This window comes from uncultured Psychrobacter sp., assembly GCF_947495825.1.
GTDB lineage: Bacteria > Pseudomonadota > Gammaproteobacteria > Pseudomonadales > Moraxellaceae > Psychrobacter.
Genome location: NZ_CANMAH010000007.1, coordinates 14,242 through 32,497, shown reverse-complemented (window position 1 = coordinate 32,497; position 18,256 = coordinate 14,242). Strand labels below are relative to the sequence as shown.

Annotated in this window: 14 protein-coding genes; 8 read left to right on the top strand and 6 right to left on the bottom strand. The window is 43.6% G+C overall.

The features are described from left to right. The first annotated feature begins 119 nt into the window (after positions 1 to 119). Both Q0895_RS08640 and Q0895_RS08635 read left to right on the top strand, forming a co-directional pair. Positions 120 to 833: an RluA family pseudouridine synthase gene (locus tag Q0895_RS08640; protein ID WP_299187786.1), complete on the top strand. Its 714-nt coding sequence runs from the start codon at positions 120 to 122 to the stop codon at positions 831 to 833. Positions 834 to 949: 116 nt separating this feature from the next. Then, entirely contained in the window at positions 950 to 2,563 is a 1,614-nt protein-coding gene (locus Q0895_RS08635; RefSeq protein WP_299187784.1) for an NAD(P)/FAD-dependent oxidoreductase, read from the top strand. A 4-nt stretch (positions 2,564 to 2,567) separates the two neighbouring features. On the opposite strand, the gene Q0895_RS08630 is transcribed toward Q0895_RS08635, so the two are convergent. Beyond that, entirely contained in the window at positions 2,568 to 3,512 is a 945-nt protein-coding gene (locus tag Q0895_RS08630; RefSeq protein ID WP_299187781.1) for a D-2-hydroxyacid dehydrogenase, read from the bottom strand. 549 nt (positions 3,513 to 4,061) lie between these two features. Here Q0895_RS08630 and rapA point away from each other — a divergent pair. Continuing rightward, positions 4,062 to 6,950 (top strand): RNA polymerase-associated protein RapA, encoded by a 2,889-nt coding sequence (gene rapA / locus Q0895_RS08625; protein ID WP_299187778.1) that lies wholly within the window; start codon positions 4,062 to 4,064, stop codon positions 6,948 to 6,950. A 311-nt stretch (positions 6,951 to 7,261) separates the two neighbouring features. Next, positions 7,262 to 8,164 (top strand): acyl-CoA thioesterase II, encoded by a 903-nt coding sequence (locus tag Q0895_RS08620; protein WP_075103488.1) that lies wholly within the window; start codon positions 7,262 to 7,264, stop codon positions 8,162 to 8,164. A 30-nt stretch (positions 8,165 to 8,194) separates the two neighbouring features. Here Q0895_RS08620 and mutY read toward each other — a convergent pair whose 3' ends face one another. From mutY to Q0895_RS08600, 4 genes are all read right to left on the bottom strand, one after another. After that, positions 8,195 to 9,463, bottom strand: coding sequence for an A/G-specific adenine glycosylase (mutY, locus tag Q0895_RS08615; protein WP_299187774.1), 1,269 nt, complete (start codon positions 9,461 to 9,463; stop codon positions 8,195 to 8,197). A gap of 142 nt (positions 9,464 to 9,605) precedes the next feature. Continuing rightward, positions 9,606 to 10,271, bottom strand: a complete 666-nt coding sequence (locus Q0895_RS08610) for a hypothetical protein (protein ID WP_058369581.1) — start codon at positions 10,269 to 10,271, stop codon at positions 9,606 to 9,608. Between the two features lie 57 nt (positions 10,272 to 10,328). Next, positions 10,329 to 11,282: a ribosome biogenesis GTPase YlqF gene (gene ylqF, locus Q0895_RS08605; protein WP_058369580.1), complete on the bottom strand. Its 954-nt coding sequence runs from the start codon at positions 11,280 to 11,282 to the stop codon at positions 10,329 to 10,331. 296 nt (positions 11,283 to 11,578) lie between these two features. Then, positions 11,579 to 12,316, bottom strand: coding sequence for a dienelactone hydrolase family protein (locus tag Q0895_RS08600; protein WP_299187763.1), 738 nt, complete (start codon positions 12,314 to 12,316; stop codon positions 11,579 to 11,581). 165 nt (positions 12,317 to 12,481) lie between these two features. Between Q0895_RS08600 and Q0895_RS08595 the strand changes: the two genes are divergently transcribed. Beyond that, positions 12,482 to 13,036: a YcgN family cysteine cluster protein gene (locus Q0895_RS08595; RefSeq protein WP_299187760.1), complete on the top strand. Its 555-nt coding sequence runs from the start codon at positions 12,482 to 12,484 to the stop codon at positions 13,034 to 13,036. A 45-nt stretch (positions 13,037 to 13,081) separates the two neighbouring features. Here the strand turns inward: Q0895_RS08595 and Q0895_RS08590 are convergent, their stop codons facing one another. Further along, positions 13,082 to 14,356, bottom strand: a complete 1,275-nt coding sequence (locus Q0895_RS08590) for a DUF4105 domain-containing protein (RefSeq protein WP_299187757.1) — start codon at positions 14,354 to 14,356, stop codon at positions 13,082 to 13,084. 262 nt (positions 14,357 to 14,618) lie between these two features. On the opposite strand from Q0895_RS08590, the gene Q0895_RS08585 reads away from it, so the two are divergent. The 3 genes from Q0895_RS08585 to Q0895_RS08575 all read left to right on the top strand — a co-directional run bounded on the left by Q0895_RS08585 (position 14,619) and on the right by Q0895_RS08575 (position 18,033). After that, on the top strand, positions 14,619 to 15,518 hold the full coding sequence (locus tag Q0895_RS08585) for a CBS domain-containing protein (protein WP_299187755.1): 900 nt from the start codon (positions 14,619 to 14,621) through the stop codon (positions 15,516 to 15,518). A gap of 331 nt (positions 15,519 to 15,849) precedes the next feature. After that, the gene (gene lnt / locus Q0895_RS08580) at positions 15,850 to 17,424 is read left to right on the top strand and encodes an apolipoprotein N-acyltransferase (protein WP_299187753.1); all 1,575 of its coding nucleotides are present in this window, start codon (positions 15,850 to 15,852) and stop codon (positions 17,422 to 17,424) included. A 135-nt stretch (positions 17,425 to 17,559) separates the two neighbouring features. Further along, positions 17,560 to 18,033: a hypothetical protein gene (locus Q0895_RS08575; RefSeq protein WP_299187751.1), complete on the top strand. Its 474-nt coding sequence runs from the start codon at positions 17,560 to 17,562 to the stop codon at positions 18,031 to 18,033. Positions 18,034 to 18,256: the final 223 nt, after the last annotated feature.

Below are 18,256 nucleotides of genomic sequence, written 5' to 3'. Positions count from 1 at the left end.
TAACAGACGCTACATCTTTGTAGCAGATTGTCCTTACGATTCAGCCAGTAAAAACGCCTAGACGATCGATTATGCCTTTTTACCTCATTTAAACCTATTTATATAAGTAGCCATTTTTTATGCCTTTTACCGATGATGACATCGCTGCCATGAATTTACAAGAAACTCAGTATCCATTGGCGTTTTTTCAAAAATTTGCGCAAGAAATTACCGTTTATGAAGATGATGATATTTGGGTAGTAGACAAGCCTGCAGGGCTATTAAGTGTTGATGGTAAGACCTTAAAGGTCAGTTTATTGGCTCGACTTGAACGTGCCAATCCTGATGTAAAGCTCATTCATCGATTGGATATGGATACCTCAGGCCTGCTTATATTTGCAAAAAATGCGGCGGCTCAGACTAATATTAGTAAACAATTCATCGATAGGTTGCCGCAAAAGACCTATCAAGCGCGGGTTTTTGGTACTTGGGAGACAATAGGGGTAACGGGAAAAATATCTGTACCGGTAAGATATGAGCCGACAACCAAGCCGCGACATATCGTTGATCATGACTGGAGTAAAAATGCCTTGACCTTATATGAGGTGCTCGCTTATGAACAATGTAATGGTCAAGCAGTCACTCGTGTCGCGCTAAAACCGGTGACAGGACGTAGCCATCAATTGCGCGTGCATATGGTGCATGCAGGACACGTCATTATCGGTGATCCCATTTATGCAGAAGGACTGGCACTACAAATTGCACCGCGTCTAAATTTGCACGCCCAGCAGCTACGTCTAAAGCATCCTGTACTTGGCGCTTGGATGGATTGGGAAAGCGCGATACCGTTTTAAACGTGGCGCATTTTGAAAATAACAAACCAAGCTTAGTGCCTTGATTTAGTAGCGTAGAGAGTAGTAACAGCTATATATTATGAATTGAGGATAATCAGTTGCTAACATAGGATGAGATGATGATCGGTGTTGATTCTATAAAAAATATGACAAAAGCTCGCCTGACGCGCGCCCTGACGCGATCAAAATCTCAACCGGACGTGACGGTGGATTATGAGGTCTTAATCATTGGTGCTGGTATCTCTGGAATCGGTATGGCTTGCCGTTTGCAGCAAAATAAACAAAAGCTATTCAATAAGGCAAAAAATCGTGATAAAGGCAAAGCTACCAAGTCATTTATTATATTAGAAAAACGCGCAGACTTGGGCGGTACATGGGACTTGTTTACTTATCCTGGTATTCGTTCGGACTCTGATGCTTTGACTTTTGGTTATAGTTTTCGTCCATGGTTAGATCATAAGATGTTAGCTAAAGGTGATGACATCAAAAGCTATATAGCAGATACGGCGCGCGAGTTTGGGGTCGAAAAACATATACGCTATCAACATGACGTGCAGCAACTATCTTGGTCAAGTAACGCTGAACAGTGGACCGCCATGGTCAAAAACCATGCCAGCGGTGAAGTGTATACGGTGACAGCGAACTTCATCGTTGGTGCGACTGGTTACTATGACTACGATACAGGATATCGACCGCATTTTGAAGGTGAAGAGCAATTCCAAGGTGATATCGTGCATCCACAGTATTGGCAAGATGTGGATTATAACGATAAAAATATTGTGGTGATTGGTAGTGGTGCGACGGCGATGACTTTGGTGCCAGCGTTAGTCGAACCAGATGATGGGCAATGCGCGCGTCATGTGACGATGCTACAGCGCTCACCAACATATGTAGCCAGTGTACCTGGTGATGATTACGCGCTTGACTGGCTATCGGGTAAGTTTTCACCTTTATCAAAGCATCAGGCTTATAACTTACTGCGTACACGCAACGTCCTAATGCAACAAGGGCTCTATCAATTTGCTACTTATGCGCCTAACGTCTTAAAAGCAGTATTAAAACATGGCGTCAAAAAAGAGCTAAAAGGCAGCGGCGTCGATATTGCTCACTTTATGCCTACTTATAATCCGTGGGATGAGCGTCTGTGTGCGGTACCTGATAGCGACTTATTTACTGCACTGCATGGCAACAGAGCAGAGGTCGTGACCGATCAAATCAGTCATTTTACCAAGACAGGTATCGCCTTAACCTCTGGCAAGCATATAGAAGCAGATATTATTGTGACTGCAACAGGGCTTAAACTGCAGATACTAGGCGGAGCTGCGCTATATGTCGATGGTGAGCTTATCGATGTTGGTGCGCGCATGACTTATAAGGCTGTGATGCTGGAGGGCGTGCCCAATATCGCGATGATGTTTGGCTACACCAATGCATCATGGACGCTAAAAATAGATCTAGCGTGTCAATATGTGGTCAGAGTACTCAAACATATGAAAAAGCACCATTATCATGTCGTCTGCCCGCAAGCTATAACCGATAAAGAGCAGGTGCAAGTGCAACCAGATACAGTACTTGGAGCGCTATCAGCAGGCTATGTACGCCGTGCAAAAGATGAGCTACCCAAGCAGGGCGATCGCTATCCATGGCGAGTGACGAACAACTACTTAAGTGACCGCATTATGCTTAAATACCGTAAAATCGAAGACAACTGGCTACACTTTACCCGCTAGGTATTTATTGATAATCGGCGACGAAATCTGCTACTTGTTTGCTTAATATTTGCCAGAGAGTCTCTTGTGCGCTCTTACTACCCCAAGCATTATGCGGGCTAAATATCACGCGTGGATGATCGCTCATACTCAATAGGGGGTCATCTGCGGTAATAGGTTCTTGTTCAAAGACATCCGTTGCGTAGCCAAGGATTTGTTCATTATGAACAGCATCTGCTAGGGCTTGACTATCGACGATGCCGCCGCGAGCGACGTTTACCAGCAAAGGTTGTTTGCTCATTTTGGCTAAGGTGTCTTGATTGATAAGGTGCTTAGTCTGCTCATTTAATGGACAATGCAGACTTATCACATCAGATTGGCCGAGTACCTCTTCAAAGGCGGTATAGTCATCATTACGCGGTGTGCGTCCTTGATGCTCGGCCCACAGTACCGTCATACCAAACGCCCGAGCTATTTCGGTCACACGCTTACCAATAGTACCCACACCAATAATCCCTAGAGTCTTATCTTCTAAATCTACAAGAGACACATCAAGCAGGCAAAAATTACCGTTCTCTCGCCATGTGCCATCAGCCACCTTTTGGTGATAATAAATGCCAGCTCGCATTGCGTTTAGCATAAGCATAAAGGTATGTTCAGGAACGCTTTTGACCGCGTAACCAGCGACATTGTATAAAGTAACGTTGTGCGCCTTGCAAGCCTCTTGGTCGACGTTGTTCATACCAGTGGCAGTCAGCTGAATGAGCTTAAGTTTAGGGAGCTTAGCAATTACATCAGCAGTAATCTGAACTTTATTGGTAAAGATAATGTCAGCATCTTGGCAGCGCTCAATAATGAGGTTGGCATCTGCAGAAGTGTCATCATAAGTGATGTAGTCAGTCACGCCTGCAGGTGCTGGCAAGTTTACGTCATCAGAAAATGTTCCTTTATCTAAAAAAACCGCTCGCATAATTAATCCTTATTTTTAAAGTTTTTTAATTTATAAAGTCTCTTGTAGTGTTTTTATGACGATGAATAGAATAGGTGGTGTTTGGACATTTTTCATAAAACAAAACATACTATCTTGGGTAACAAGTTATTATGTGCTGCTTTTATCAGTACCGACTCAATGTAGCATGCTTTGAGCAAAAATTGAAAAATACGTCAGTAAGCGTATGGATGTTAGTTGCCATAATGGTTACAAATACTACCAATTTATGGCAACTTCTTGCTATAGGTGTCATCCTCGCCATAAGTTTCGTAAAACGCCACTCATTTTATTATCTATATTCCTCATTGATCTGCTCTTGAAAAACCAACTTATTGCACGCATTTAGCCGGTAACGTTATATAATGGTGCACTTGACTGGTTTCGCTAAAACGTCGCGTAACTAAGTTAATATATGCATCTTCAAACGATAGTGCTGACTATCGTAACAACTTCATTGTGCTTTTTAAGATTAGTACGATGTTGTTGTCGCCCATTTTCTTATCATCTGAGTACAAAAGACATCGCCTTATGACTATCTCCACCGCCTCATTGCATAGTACCGAATTCGCCGTTGGTCAACGCCATTTATCTGACACTGAGTCCGAGCTTGGCTTGGGCGTGGTTATTGATGTAGACGACCGCTGTGTACATATCTTATTCCCGCAAAGCGAAGAGACGCGAGTGTATGCAAAAAACTCTGCACCGTTGTCACGTGTCGTGTTTAAGGTTGGTGATAGTATCAGTGATCAGCAAGGAAATAGCTATACGGTCACTGCGGTTGATGAAGTGATGGGCGTGCTCAAATATAGTGTCGATGAGCACGAAAAAGGCATCATGGAAACTCGTCTTGCGGCAAATATCACTTTAGCAAAGCCGCTCGAAAGACTGTTGGCTGGTCGTATTGAGCGCGGAGACTGGTATGAGCTGCGTCAAGATATATTGCGTATGCAATCAGCGCTGGCAGGACATCCGTTAAAGGGTTTGATGGGAGCGCGTGTCGATATTATTGAACATCAGCTGTATATCGCCCACGAAGTCGGTAAGCGTATTGCACCGCGTGTGTTACTTGCCGATGAGGTAGGCCTTGGTAAAACTATCGAGGCGGGTCTTATTATTCATCAGCAGCTTTTAACCGGTAAAGCTGAGCGCGTTTTAGTATTGGTTCCTGATAGTTTGCAATATCAATGGATGGTTGAATTACGTCGCCGCTTTAACCTAAACTTTGCTTTGTTTGATTTGGTCCGTACTGCAGCGATTAAAGAGCATGATCCTGAGCAAAATGTGTTTGCCACTGAGCAATGTATCATCGCTGGCATGGATCTGCTGCTTGACCATCCTGACTTATATGATCAAGCGATAGAGGCCGGATTTGATTTGTTAGTCATCGATGAGGCGCATCATTTGCACTGGGATGAAGCAACGGGCGGCAATGAGAAATATGACTTAGTAGCTGACTTCGCTGAAGAAACGCCTGGTGTGATGTTACTAACGGCCACGCCTGAACAGCTGGGTGTACAAAGTCATTTTGCGCGCTTGCGTTTGCTCGACTCCGATCGCTTTGATGATTTGGATGAGTTTATTGCCGGTCAAGAAGCCTTTGCTGAAACTGCAGCAGTAGCTAGGGTTTTGATTGACGATAAGCCGTTAAATGACGGACAAATCGCTGCATTAACTGCCCTGTTGGATTTGAGTGCCGACGAGTTGGCAACGATTAATGAAGATGACAAATTACGTACTTATGCCCTTAATGAGCTATTAGATCGTCATGGCACAGGGCGGGTGTTGTTCCGTAATACTCGTGAGAGTGTCAAAGGGTTCTATGGACGTAGCAGTCAGCCATATCCTTTACCGTTACCTGAGGCGTGGCAGAACAGCTATCAAACCAATGGCAAGCTGCGTGAGCAGCTGTGGGGTGAAGAAAATCAGCCCGATGGCGGCTGGCTAGAGGATGATCCACGTGTGCCATGGTTGATTGATATATTAAAAGGTGAGCTTAAACACGAAAAAGTATTGCTGATTGCTCGTAGTGGTGCAACCGTAGAAAGCTTAGAGGCAGTATTGCGTTTACATGCTGGTATTAAGACTGCCATCTTTACTGAGCAGATGACACTACTTGAGCGCGATCAAGCGGCAGCGTTCTTCGCCGATAGAGAAGGCGCGCAGATATTGTTGTGTTCAGAAATCGGCTCTGAAGGTCGTAATTTTCAATTTGCAAGTCAGCTGATACTATGGGACCTGCCTGCTAATCCAGATACTTTAGAGCAGCGTATCGGTCGCCTAGATCGTATTGGACAAACGCAGCAAATCACGCTGCACGTACCTTATGTACAAGGGACAGCGCAAGAGCGTCTATATCAGTGGTATAACAGCGCACTAAATATGTTCAGTCAGATATCTCCGACTGCTCAAAGCGTGCAAGAACAGTATATTCAAACGCTCAAACCGCTACTTGAAGGCCCTGATAGCGCTGAAAACCGTGCTGCTTTACAAGACCTCATTGCTGAAGCACTACAAATGCGTTTGGCGCTAGAAGCGCAGCTGCAAGCAGGGCGTGATCGTCTACTTGAGTACAACTCATGCCGTCCACGCGTCGCTGGGCGTATTGCAGATGCGATGCATGATTTTGATGCACACAATGTACTACCACCCTTTATTGAGCGCTTTTTGGCATCAGCCAATGTCGATTACAGCATCCAGCGCGATGGTTCTTGGGTGCTTGCACCGCTTGATAGCACCGAAGTTAGTGAGTATATTGAAGGGTTGCCACTGGGTGATGAAGAAGGTATGACGTTGACCTTTGATCGTAAGCTTGCGCTGCAGCGTGAAGACATCGATTTTGTCACCCATGAGCATCCATTGATGCAATCGATTTACGAGCTTGCCAGCACGAGTACCTTTGGCAATACGACGGTAGCGATGCTCAAGAGCAATGCCATTCCTCAAGGTATGATTATGCTTGAGGTTCATTTTAGGGTTGAAGCGATTGCGCCAAAGTTACTTAACCTACCAGCTACTCTACCTACTCAGAACATTCGTGTCTTTATCAGTGAGCAAGGAAGTGACTTGTCTGCGCGTATCAGTAGCGAGATGATTATGCCACATATTGACCGTTTGGATAAAACCCGCGCGCGCCAAGTCGTCAAAGTACGCAGTGATGTGATTGAGAGTCGTTATTATGAAGCTGAGGAGATCGCACGAGCACAGTTAGCGGACATTGGTGAGCAAGCAAGTGCACGCTTTAACCAGCAATGGTCACGTGAGATCAAACGTCTCAAGCACCTGCAAACTATTAACCCTAATGTGCGTCCTGAAGAAGTTGAGCGTCTAGAGCAGTTACAAGCGCAAGGTGAGCAAGCGCTAGCAAATTTATCACTAGTACCGGATTCTATTCGTGTACTAGTTACCGTGAAGCCATAACTATCGTAAGCATGGTCGAAAGAGGTATTGAGTAGCGTCTCTTTTTTTACATCATTATTCATTCAATAATTTATATTACAATGACGTAGAGTTTATTTATATATTCATATAAATAAACTCTAACCTAAGTAGTCAAGTTAATGCGAGTGAGTAAGCGTGTGGCAACTGGTCAAAGCCTACAATATTGGTTAAGATGTTTTCTATTTTACAGTCAAACACTGTTTCTAAGTGACAAACAAGCTCCCTTACGCGCTCACGTATTAACACTGCTCTCCAGTAATGGTCGCTCAAAAACAAGGAAAATTACTGCCATGTCCTATTATTCACAACTGATTGATGAGTTGCTCGCTACAGTGGCACTTATCGAAGTCAGTCCAGATGTGTTTGAAGGCAAAAGCCATGATTACGTTGGTACGCGTATATTTGGCGGGCAAGTACTTGCTCAAGCTATGATGGCCGCAGCTCATACATTGAATACAGATAAGCCTTGTCACTCGCTACATGGTTATTTTTTGCGCGGTGGTGATATCAATCAACCAGTGATTTATCAAGTAAGGCGCTTACGTGACGGCCGTAGCTTGTCAGCACGCGAAGTGACGGCGATTCAGTATAAACAAGTCCGTGGTAAGCCGCCTGTTGAACAGGTCATATTTTCGATGATTGCCTCATTTGCACCAATGGAAGAGGGTTTAGAGTATCAAGAAAACATGCCTGTTTATCCACCACCTGAAGATTTACAGACTGAGCAAGATCTAAAAGAGAGTTATGTGGGCAAAGTACCAGATGCGCTCAAAGCTCGTTTTATGCGTCGTCGTCATGTGGAGATTAAGCCTGTCAAACCGCGTGACCCTATAAATCCTGTGCCAACCAAACCCAAACAAGCCAGCTGGTTACGCATACGTGAATTAGGCTCGCAACCAGTTGCGATTCAACAAGCGCTATTGGCATTTTCTTCTGATTTTTATCTAGTGGGAACGGGGCTTATGTCCCATGGCATCAGCTTTATGACCAGTGGCCTACAAGCGGCTAGCATTGATCATTCAATGCACTTTCATCGCAGTTTTGATATAAATGATTGGCTGTTATATGATATGTGGAGCGATACAACATCCAATGCGATGGGTCTTAACCATGGTCAGTTTTGGCAAGATGGCAAACTCGTTGCTACTGTGCAACAAGAGGGCTTGATGCGTCTGCGCGTGCCTAAGTCTTAAAAAGTCTTAAGCGCAGCACCATCCTAAATTTTAACCTTCTATGATTTTCCCCATTGCGCGCGGTAGTCCTAAGCTGTCCTTAGCTTGCTGCGCTGTGAGCCATTTAAACTCTATTTCGGCAGCATTTAGCTTGGCATTTAACGCTACTACTTTTGTAGAATCAATTGTTAGCTGATGCGGTGTCAAATACCAATGAAAATGAGTCAGTGAATGCTTAATCGGTGCGTCAGTCAGTAAAGTATTACTAACTGATTTTGCTACCAGCTCATTTTTCATCAGCCATTCATTAATGATTTGCTCAGCGGTGGTAAATTCCGCTTCGTATACTCTTTCATTACTACAGACATCATTTGCTACGTTTGATAACTTATCATCGTTCGCAACTTGTTTTTTATCAATCGTCTTGCTATTCACTTTGCCTTCAATTTTTTCTACAAACTGCAAAGGCAAACTCCACAGTCCGCCCCAAATACCGTTATCGGGGCGCTGTAGCCATAAGATGTTACCACCTGCATCTTTAATTAATAGCGCATTGCTAAACTTGCTTGGTTTGGGCTGTTTTTTCGCCTTAACAGGATACTCAGTCTCACGACCTTGTGCATGTGCCAAGCAATCATCTTGTAGTGGACACAATAAGCAAGCAGGTTTGCTACGCGTACATAAGGTTGCGCCCATATCCATCATAGCTTGCGCAAATAAACCTGAACTCTCTTTTGGCGTTAAACGCTCAGCCAATGCCCACAGCTCTTTAGTCGTCGCTGATTTGGTAATATCGCCATCGATCGCTGCCCAGCGTGTCAGCACGCGTTTAACGTTACCATCACAGATGACGCCATAACGATGTAGTCCCATCGCCATAATTGCCCCAGCGGTCGATGGCCCAACGCCGGATATCGCTTCCCAACCTGCCAAGGTTTGCGGCAATTCGCCAGTTTCATCGATTACGTCGACTAACTGTTTAGCACCTTTATGCAGATTGCGCGCGCGCGCATAGTAGCCTAGACCCGCCCAATGCTCCGCGACTGTATCCCAATCCGCTGCTGCCAAATCTTGCACCGTTGGGAATGACGCCATAAAACGCGCAAAATAGGGTAGTACAGTAGTCACTTGTGTTTGCTGGAGCATGACTTCCGATAACCAAACGACATAAGGATTGGGCGTATCGGTTTGATGCTGTTGCCAAGGTAAATCGTGGCGACCATTTTCGGCAAACCAATCGAGAAGGCGTGGGGCAAAGGTGTTTAGTGATTTGGATGCATAGTTGAAATAGGGTTCTGAGTTAACGGTTGTTTGAGTCATAGGATTTTTTAATTATCACTTGAGGTTATTAATTCTATTTTACCACTACATATTCTATGAGTTGGGTTTGTATGATTTACTATGAGAATTAATGATTAGATACTGTACTGTTATTAGCAAAGCACCATGCTCTCTATGCAGCTTACATACTAAAGTTTTCAAAAGGATTGATGAATTTGAAGCCATACGTCAAAACGCTTATTAATGCTGCGTAACCAGAAATTTTAAGGATATTCTCTCGTAAGGATTTAAGGTTATCTATACCATACTTATGAACAACATTGGCTAAATCAGATAATGCTTCAATTTCAAAATTATTAATAACAATTTCACTTAATGAAGTTATATTTATTTGTTCGATAATATCACTTGGGTAATTGAATGCAGCCATTGCTACGATACTTAAAAAGGGAATCGAGTATAAAATATAATCGCTAATAGGGTGTGACTCATAAACTTTGAATAACTCCCTAAACTTGAGATAATGCACTATTTTGTATGCAATGTCCTGAGCAACTATCAACGCTATAACAAACATCATGTAAAGAAATTTGACTACTAAAACAAGAATAGTTATAAAAAATAGTAAAGTGAGCAGCCAAGTATAAAAAACTGTTTTCCCAACATCTGACTCATTTTTTGCGACGAAATACATAATAAATGGTGGGATAAAGGTTAAGAACAGAGTTGTATACAATGCAGTATTATAAAAAACACTTCTTAAAATTAGAAATAAACCCAAACTAAGTCCATAATAAATGAATGAAAATCTATTTTCATGGAACCACCACTTAAGCTCGTAATTCATATATAAACTCAAATTTTTGTAGGATGAACCCAGCGCGCTGTTAAATAATCTTAAGCACTACTTCCGATTCTTCCGCGCACGCTTTTTACGTAAACGCTTTTCCTCTAACTTAGCTTCTTTTTTCGCTTCAGCCTGTGCGCGTATCTCTTCTACCAATAACAGCTCTGCTTCACGCATTTTTGGCGTCTCTAAAGTAATGCGCCCCAATATGCCGCTGCGCAGCTCATTGATGAGTATCTCCGACATACGGTAGGTATCAACGATGCCACCTTTTTTTAACAGGCCTCGGTTACGGCCAGCAACTTCGAAAAACTCCCAATCAGTCTGTGGTAGATCTTCAATTTTGTAGCGTTCTTTAAGCAGCTCAGGATAAGCTTCAATTAAATATTCAGCGGTGTAACCTGCCACATCAGCAAAGTCAAAAGCCGTATCTTTAATACCACCCGTAGCCGCCAAGCGGTAGCCTGAATTTGGGTTTTCTATTTTTGGCCAGAGCATACCAGGTGTATCATAAAGCATGATGTCGTTATCGATTTTGATCAGCTGCTGAGATTTAGTCACGGCAGGTTCATCGCCTGTTTTAGCGATACTACGTCCCGCTAAACTGTTAATCAAAGTCGATTTACCAACGTTTGGTATGCCCATGATCAGCACTTTGATCTGACGTCCCGTACCGACTTTATTGGGGATTAGCCGCTTACACAGCTCGACAATTTTATGTACGTTGTTGGATTTGTTATCATCAAAAGCGATGGCTTTTACTTGATCATGACTTTCTAAATACTCAATCCACGCTTGCGTTTGGTCAGGGTCGGCGAGGTCTGCTTTATTGAGTATTTTGATGACGGGTTTTTGTCCACGTAGCGCTGCGACCATAGGGTTTTCGCTACTGTATGGAATGCGTGCATCGATGACTTCGATGACGACATCCATCTCTGGCATAATCTCTTTGATTTCGTTACGGGCTTTGTTCATGTGCCCGGGGAACCACTGGATACTAGCGTTACTCATTGATATAACAACCTTCTTTAAATGGAGTGCCAAAAGTAGAACGATATATTTTTACTTTTATGATAAGGTCAAGTTTACTACACAATGAAGGGTTGAATGCGTCTAAAGTCGTTTGCTTGTTTTATTTTAATTTGTCCAAACGCACTATTGCAAAAGGTGCGTCTTAAAAAAGGTCTAGGTTAGGTAAGAATTTACACGCTTAATAAAGGGTTTCTTATACAAAAAAAGCGAAGCATGAATATCATGCTTCGCTTTGAATTTTATGATCACTGTAATCAGTTGAGACTGTTAAATAATTACCCTAAATTTGCTTTCATAAGCTCAAGCATATTTTCCCAGCTTTGCTTAGCTGCGTTTTCGTTGTAGCCCAAATCAATATCGTTCTTAGCAGCGCGCTCATCTGCATTTGGATTGGTAAAGCCATGTTTGGCGTTATCATAAACGTCGACAGTGTAGTCAGCGCCTGCGTTGTCCATCTCTTTTTTGAAGTCTGCTACTGCGTCCATAGAGACCATAGAATCATCAGCGCCGTGAGCGATGAGCACTTTTGCGCTAAAGTTATTATCTGCAGGCTGCTTTGGCGCTAAGTTACCGTGGAAGCTAGCAACAGCCTTCAACGGCATACCCTCGCGCGCCATATCGAGGACAACTTTACCACCGAAGCAGTAACCAATCGCGCCTAGATTATCGCCATTAACTGCCAATTGGCTACTAAAGTCATTGAGGATTAGGCGGCAGCGTGCCATCAGCATGTCTTGGTCTGCAAGCACTTGTTCCATCCACATATTGGCCATGGCAGCATCTGCAGTCAGTTTGCCTTCACCGTAGACATCCATTGCCACGGCAGCATAACCAGCTTTGGCCAAATTTTCGGTGATGGTCTTAGGATGGTCAACCACGCCCCACCACTCTGGTGCAACCATAATGCCAGGCGCTGGGTTGGTATCAGAAGCATCTTCTGGTATTGCAACATAGCTAATGAGCTCAACGCCATTGTCTGTCGTGCTGACTAATTCATAAGTTTGAATGGACATATTATTATCCTTTTTTATATTGTAAGTTTATTTAGAGGTGTTTGTGCGTATTCAATCGTCTGACTCGTCCTACCTTAACGCCCACGTCCAACAAAAACAGCTATAATACTGTAACGCTCTTTATCAAAATGATACTGTGACTTTATAAAACCCTATTATGACTCCATGAGGCCAAACTTGTTAGATCCATCAAGTTCATTTTCAAAAAAAGTATCTGATAAAACAACCAGTACAAAGCCCGACGAGGCCGATAGTGCAACGCTACGTCCACAGTTTTGGACCAGATATAAGCTGCATGAATTAAACCACAGTGAATGGGAAGCATTGTGTGATGGTTGTGGCAGTTGTTGTTTAGTTAAGTATATGGACGATGATGAGGAAGAGCTGGTCGAGTATACGGATGTGACCTGCCAGCTGATGGACTGCGCGACAGGCTACTGCAGACATTATGATACGCGCCAAGAATACGTGCCTGATTGTATTCAATTGACGATTGAGAATTTGCCCAATATGATGTGGCTGCCAGCGCACTGCGCGTACAAGCGCTTGCATAAAGGTCAATCGCTACCAGACTGGCATCTGTTATTAACTCAAGATGCCGTCGTAACGCAGCAGCAAATGCGCGCGGCCAATGTCGGAGTAGCAGGGCGCTGCGTCTCTGAGATTGGTATCTCTGATGAAGAGATGGAGACGCGAGTGGTTAACTGGGTTACGCCTTAGTTGTCTTGACGCCTTGTTTGTCAAAATCTTTAGCTATTAAAAACACTATTCATTAGAAGCCTTGGCAGCAGACTTAGCTTTTGCGTCAGCTTTGGCTTGCGAATCTGCCAGCGGTGGTATGGGAATACCTTGGCGAATCTGAGCTGAAAATTTACTACTATTGGCCTGATTGTCTAAATCGGCCTGATTGTCAAAACCTCTAACCTTTGGGTTAACATGGGCGCGCTCATACCAGGTAGCCATCGACCAAGGCTGACCACTATCCTTTGGGTTGGCATCGAGCATACCGACATCATACAGATAGTTTGGTAACCAGCCAGATACCCAAATTCGATAATCCCATGGCAAACGTTCGCCGCTGACAATTCGCGCCATATAAAAAATAATATTGGTGCAGTTACTGGTTAACGTATTATACCAAGCAGGCTTAGCATTGAGCTCGTCAGCCGCGGTCAAGTACGACTCAAACAATGACTTGACTTCCGACTGCTGCAAATGACTAACAGGCAATAAATACACTTGCTCACCGCGCGCATTGCTACGAGTATAAATAATATCGCGCTCCTCTGAGGCGATGAGGCTGAGCTCGTAACGTCTAAAAAAGCCTGCAAACGCTGAAAATGATTCGCCATTTTCTTTACGAATCTCAAAAGAGAAGGCAAGCGGCCTATCATCTTCGAAGCGAAAACTGACTAAGGTATGAGCAATCAGCGGTCCCATCCAATAAGAGTTCGTGACATCGACACCGGACAATTTAGACATATCAACTGTACGCGTCTCCCAGCGTTCAGTCGCATCCTCGCTAGTATGCCAATCAAAATTACGCACATTGGTAAAAGTGATCAAATCAGGGTTAGTCTCATCACGCTCATAGGTGACTCTGTGGCTAACCTCAGGCATCCAGTCGCGGCTTTGCTTGGCTTCAATAGAGAAAAACCATCCAAACCCCAGCAACCAAACAGCAGCATACAGACCTGCTAGCCAAGTAATAATGGTGCTTTGTGAAAAGGGTCGATGAAACGTATTATTAATAACTTTACTTGCAAGCTTTGGCTTAATTTTTACGAGCAATAGCGATGTAAGCAAACCGATAACTAACGCACACGCAAGCCAAGTTATGGGATTGTATGCGCCGAGCTGATATCCAATTAACATCAGTAGCCAAAATGCTGATAGCAATAGACTAAGAACGACCAAAAAAGAGACAATATAGTATCGCCAACTGTTTGTCTGGCGCGCAGGGCGGCGCTTGTCTTTAAAAGCACCAAGAGTAGCTTTTTGTGATGATTGAAGCCGAGAAAAAAGAGAGCGAAGCGACATAAGTGTGGGCTAGGTAAGTAAAGTCGTTGACGATAGCAAAGTTTATAACACACTGACAATACAATTTGGATAAATTTGTCGTTGAATGTCTGATTGGCTTGCGATAAAGTGAAGCTAATTTAGACTGGTCTATCTATCCTTAATGATTAACGATACTTCTGATTAATGATACCTAGGCTTATCTATTTTATTATTTAATCTCCATGATCCGTTCTATAGACACATTAATTATTCTAAACTAAAGAGGTTAACTCATATCGCCATGTCTGACGACGCTCCAAGCCCGAGTAGTTGGTCGATGCGCGGCTTAAAACGCTGGCTATCGACCGCCCCTGAAACCCGTGATGAATTGAGTCGTTTGGTACAAGACTCTCGCCAGTTCTTAGAGCCAGATACAGTTGACATGCTCGAAGGCGTACTGGACTTACCAGCGACGCAAGTACGCGAAATCATGACACCGCGTCCGCAGGTGATTGGTTTGCACGAAAGCAATAGCCTTGCTGAAGTGATGGATATCATTCTTGATACGACCCATTCGCGCTACCCTGTCTTTGACAGTCAAGATGATGATGCCGTTATCGGTATTTTACTCGCAAAAGATTTGATTCCTATTCTTGTCCATATGGTGCGCGACCAAGAAGAAAAAATCGACAGCAAACGTCTAAAAGACTTGGTACGTCAACCCCTATATATTAGTGAGACCGCACGTTCTGATACCTTATTGCGCTCATTACAGCGTACTCAAGTACATATGGCGATTGTGGTTGATGAGTTTGGTAACTTCGCTGGTGTGGTCACGATGGAGGACCTGTTAGAAGAAATCGTCGGGGATATCGTCGATGAACACGATGATTTTGATGAAGACAGTGATATTAACAATATTATCGCCGATCCCGAAAAACCGAATACTTGGCGAGTACAAGCGTCTACGGTAATTGAAGACTGTAATGATGAGCTAGGTAGTCATTTTGATGATACCGATGTCGATACGATGGGTGGCCTTGTCATGCAAACGCTTGGCTATGTGGGTGATCTAGAAGGTGAAAGCGTGCAAATAGATGATTGGAAAATCAAAGTAATCAACGCAGAAGGTCGCTTTATTCAAAATCTAGAGCTGACTAAAACCACTGACGATCAGCGTCTATTAATAGGTAGCCATTAGTTTATTGATGTTAATCTAGTTATTAGATGAGGGTCTATTAAGACAGTCAATTATTAGATAGTCGATATAACCTTCGATAAGCGCCATGCGCATTCATATTAAGCTTGGTTGATAAAAACACGACTGCGGTCGTGTTTTTTGCTTTTTAGTATATGTTCTTTTTGCTACGCAAATTTACCCATTAATGAATATAGGCTGGTATCATGGGCGCATTTAATTTTAAGCACTCTTAATTTTGAGAATTTACAGCCAATTACTGTCAAAAACAGCCACTGTCAAATAAGTAATCTCAGATTTAACGTTTTGAATAATAAGATTTCGGATAATAGCTATGCGCCTGTCTACTGTTGATTTACAAAAGCGTTTAAACCCTAATAAGCCTAAGCGCTTATCGCTTGGGTTGACTATTTTGATTGCTTGGCTTGCAGGTGCAATATTCATATTTGCGCTCGCACCTTATGATATCTGGCCATTAGCGCTATTGTCGCCTGCTATTTTATATGGTTTATTACTGCCAGCTATGACTGGCAAACGTGCGTTTATCATCGGTCAAGCATACGGTACGGGGCTTTGGTGCGTCGGCGCATTTTGGCTATATACCTCCATTCACGTTTATGGGGCTACGCCTGTATGGCTTGCGCTTATTATGATTGCGCTTATGGGTCTAGGAATGGGATTGTTCCATGGCTTTTTAGCGTTGTTGTTTAATCGTGTGGTCGGTAAGCAGCCTTTATCGTTTGCCGCGCTTTGGGTGCTACAGGAATGGATGAAAACGTGGCTGTTTACAGGGTTTCCATGGTTGTTCGTCGGCTATGCATTTACTGAGCAGTATTGGTTGTCATCACTTGCGCCAGTCGCTGGAGTGTTTGCCATCTCTTTTGTCGCCATCCTATTGGCAGCAAGTATCGTCGAGCTATTGCGTCGCCGCGGTGGTTACATGGTGGTTGCAATCGCATTGCTAATCATCAGTACGTCATTGTGGTTGATCAATCCACAGTGGACCAAGCCAAAGGGTACACCTGATTTGTCCGTATCTTTGATTCAAGGCAATATACCGCAAGATCTAAAATGGCTTACTGAATATCAGGTAGAGACGCTCAATATTTATGCCAAACTAACGAGCACAGAATGGGGGCGCGATCTTATCCTTTGGCCTGAATCATCGATTCCAATGTTTCAGACAGAAGCGGTTGGTTTTATCAATGAAATGGTAAAAATGGCCAAAGCCACTGACACTACGTGGGTGACAGGGATTCCTTACAAGGATGAGGCGGCGTTTGATGAAACTCAGGATAAGTATCCTCCATTTTATAATAGTGTCGTTGCGCTAGGAGCTGATGCAGAAGGCTTGTATAAAAAACAGCGTTTAGTGCCATTTGGTGAGTATATTCCATTTGAGGGCTTATTAGATATATTACCTAATTTGGCAGGTAGCCAAGACATCATGAGTTATAGTCGCGGTAGTGATGAGCAGTTACCATTACAGGTGCGCGGACACAATCTAGGCGCAGCGGTTTGCTACGAAGTTGCTTACCCTGATACCACTCGTAAAAACGCCATCAGTACTGACTTTTTATTGACCATCTCAAACGATGCTTGGTTTGGAACTTCGGCAGGTCCACTGCAACATCTACAAATGGTACAAATGCGCGCGTTAGAGAATGGCCGCTGGTTTATGCGAGCTACTAATACGGGTGTGACAGCTATCATCGACCATAAAGGCCGTATCGTTGAGCGCGCACCGCAGTTTGAGCGCACAGTATTACGAGGTAATGTACAAGCGCGGGTTGGTAATACACCATTTATGCGTTTTGGTAATTACCCAGTTTTATTTATCACTGCGCTATTATTATTGCTGGGCTATCTTGGCAAACGCGCCACCGATCGCGCTCGTATTGGTAGATAAAAGGGGCATCATCAATGGCTTATGAGCAGGTACTAAATAATAATTCCTTCAAATAGTTAAGGGTTTTAACACATTGGTACAAATTGCGATATAATAGGCTAAAATTTCAAATATTTTGTGCAAGGTGGATAAGGTATGTCAGAAGATATCGTCAACAACAATCCAAAAAAAGAGTTTATGTATGCTTTGGGCGGCATTGCCTTGTTTTTGGGTATTGTCTTAATTATTGGTGTCTCAGCATTCTTGCGTCCAGCAGGTGAGCACATCACAGCTGAGACGACTGAAGCCTCGGCGGCAGCTGATGAAGCAGAAGCGATCGCTGCTGAAGATACAGCGGCAACTGATACCGCAGAAGCCGCGTCAGCAGATACTGATACCGATGAAACTGCGACAGTAGGTGCGGGCGAGAGTGCGACCGAAACTGCCGCTGACGCTACCGTCACGCCTACTGAAGACACAAGTGGGGCAGTGGTTAGCGCTGAAGCTGGTACAGCCACTGCTTCTGGCACAGTGAGTCAAGCTGCAGTTGAAGATACCGAACTTACCGCAGAGCAAGCTGATGGTGATTTGGATGCTGGTACGGCTGAAGATACGACTGCTGCTCAATAATCTAATGAGATTGTTTGATGAGAGAATTAAATCATATCATTAGCATTTTATGATGAATAGTTAAGTAGTAGCGTTTATAAAGAGCACCGAGCTATTAATAATAGCTTGGTGCTTTTTTGTATTAGGACTTTGTGAATGACTGTTCAATTCATGAACACTCTTTTACTTTACATATTTATAATCTAATGAAACAATAACGCGCATTTGCGACCGTCCGTCTTAG

What these genes read in the sequence shown, in the direction of transcription:
- Q0895_RS08640 (WP_299187786.1), top strand. Translation starts at nt 120, where the DNA reads ATGCCTTTTACCGATGATGACATCGCTGCCATGAATTTACAAGAAACT.
- Q0895_RS08635 (WP_299187784.1), top strand. Translation starts at nt 950, where the DNA reads ATGATGATCGGTGTTGATTCTATAAAAAATATGACAAAAGCTCGCCTG.
- Q0895_RS08630 (WP_299187781.1), bottom strand. Translation starts at nt 3,512, where the DNA reads ATGCGAGCGGTTTTTTTAGATAAAGGAACATTTTCTGATGACGTAAAC.
- rapA (WP_299187778.1), top strand. Translation starts at nt 4,062, where the DNA reads ATGACTATCTCCACCGCCTCATTGCATAGTACCGAATTCGCCGTTGGT.
- Q0895_RS08620 (WP_075103488.1), top strand. Translation starts at nt 7,262, where the DNA reads ATGTCCTATTATTCACAACTGATTGATGAGTTGCTCGCTACAGTGGCA.
- mutY (WP_299187774.1), bottom strand. Translation starts at nt 9,463, where the DNA reads ATGACTCAAACAACCGTTAACTCAGAACCCTATTTCAACTATGCATCC.
- Q0895_RS08610 (WP_058369581.1), bottom strand. Translation starts at nt 10,271, where the DNA reads ATGAATTACGAGCTTAAGTGGTGGTTCCATGAAAATAGATTTTCATTC.
- ylqF (WP_058369580.1), bottom strand. Translation starts at nt 11,282, where the DNA reads ATGAGTAACGCTAGTATCCAGTGGTTCCCCGGGCACATGAACAAAGCC.
- Q0895_RS08600 (WP_299187763.1), bottom strand. Translation starts at nt 12,316, where the DNA reads ATGTCCATTCAAACTTATGAATTAGTCAGCACGACAGACAATGGCGTT.
- Q0895_RS08595 (WP_299187760.1), top strand. Translation starts at nt 12,482, where the DNA reads ATGAGGCCAAACTTGTTAGATCCATCAAGTTCATTTTCAAAAAAAGTA.
- Q0895_RS08590 (WP_299187757.1), bottom strand. Translation starts at nt 14,356, where the DNA reads ATGTCGCTTCGCTCTCTTTTTTCTCGGCTTCAATCATCACAAAAAGCT.
- Q0895_RS08585 (WP_299187755.1), top strand. Translation starts at nt 14,619, where the DNA reads ATGTCTGACGACGCTCCAAGCCCGAGTAGTTGGTCGATGCGCGGCTTA.
- lnt (WP_299187753.1), top strand. Translation starts at nt 15,850, where the DNA reads ATGCGCCTGTCTACTGTTGATTTACAAAAGCGTTTAAACCCTAATAAG.
- Q0895_RS08575 (WP_299187751.1), top strand. Translation starts at nt 17,560, where the DNA reads ATGTCAGAAGATATCGTCAACAACAATCCAAAAAAAGAGTTTATGTAT.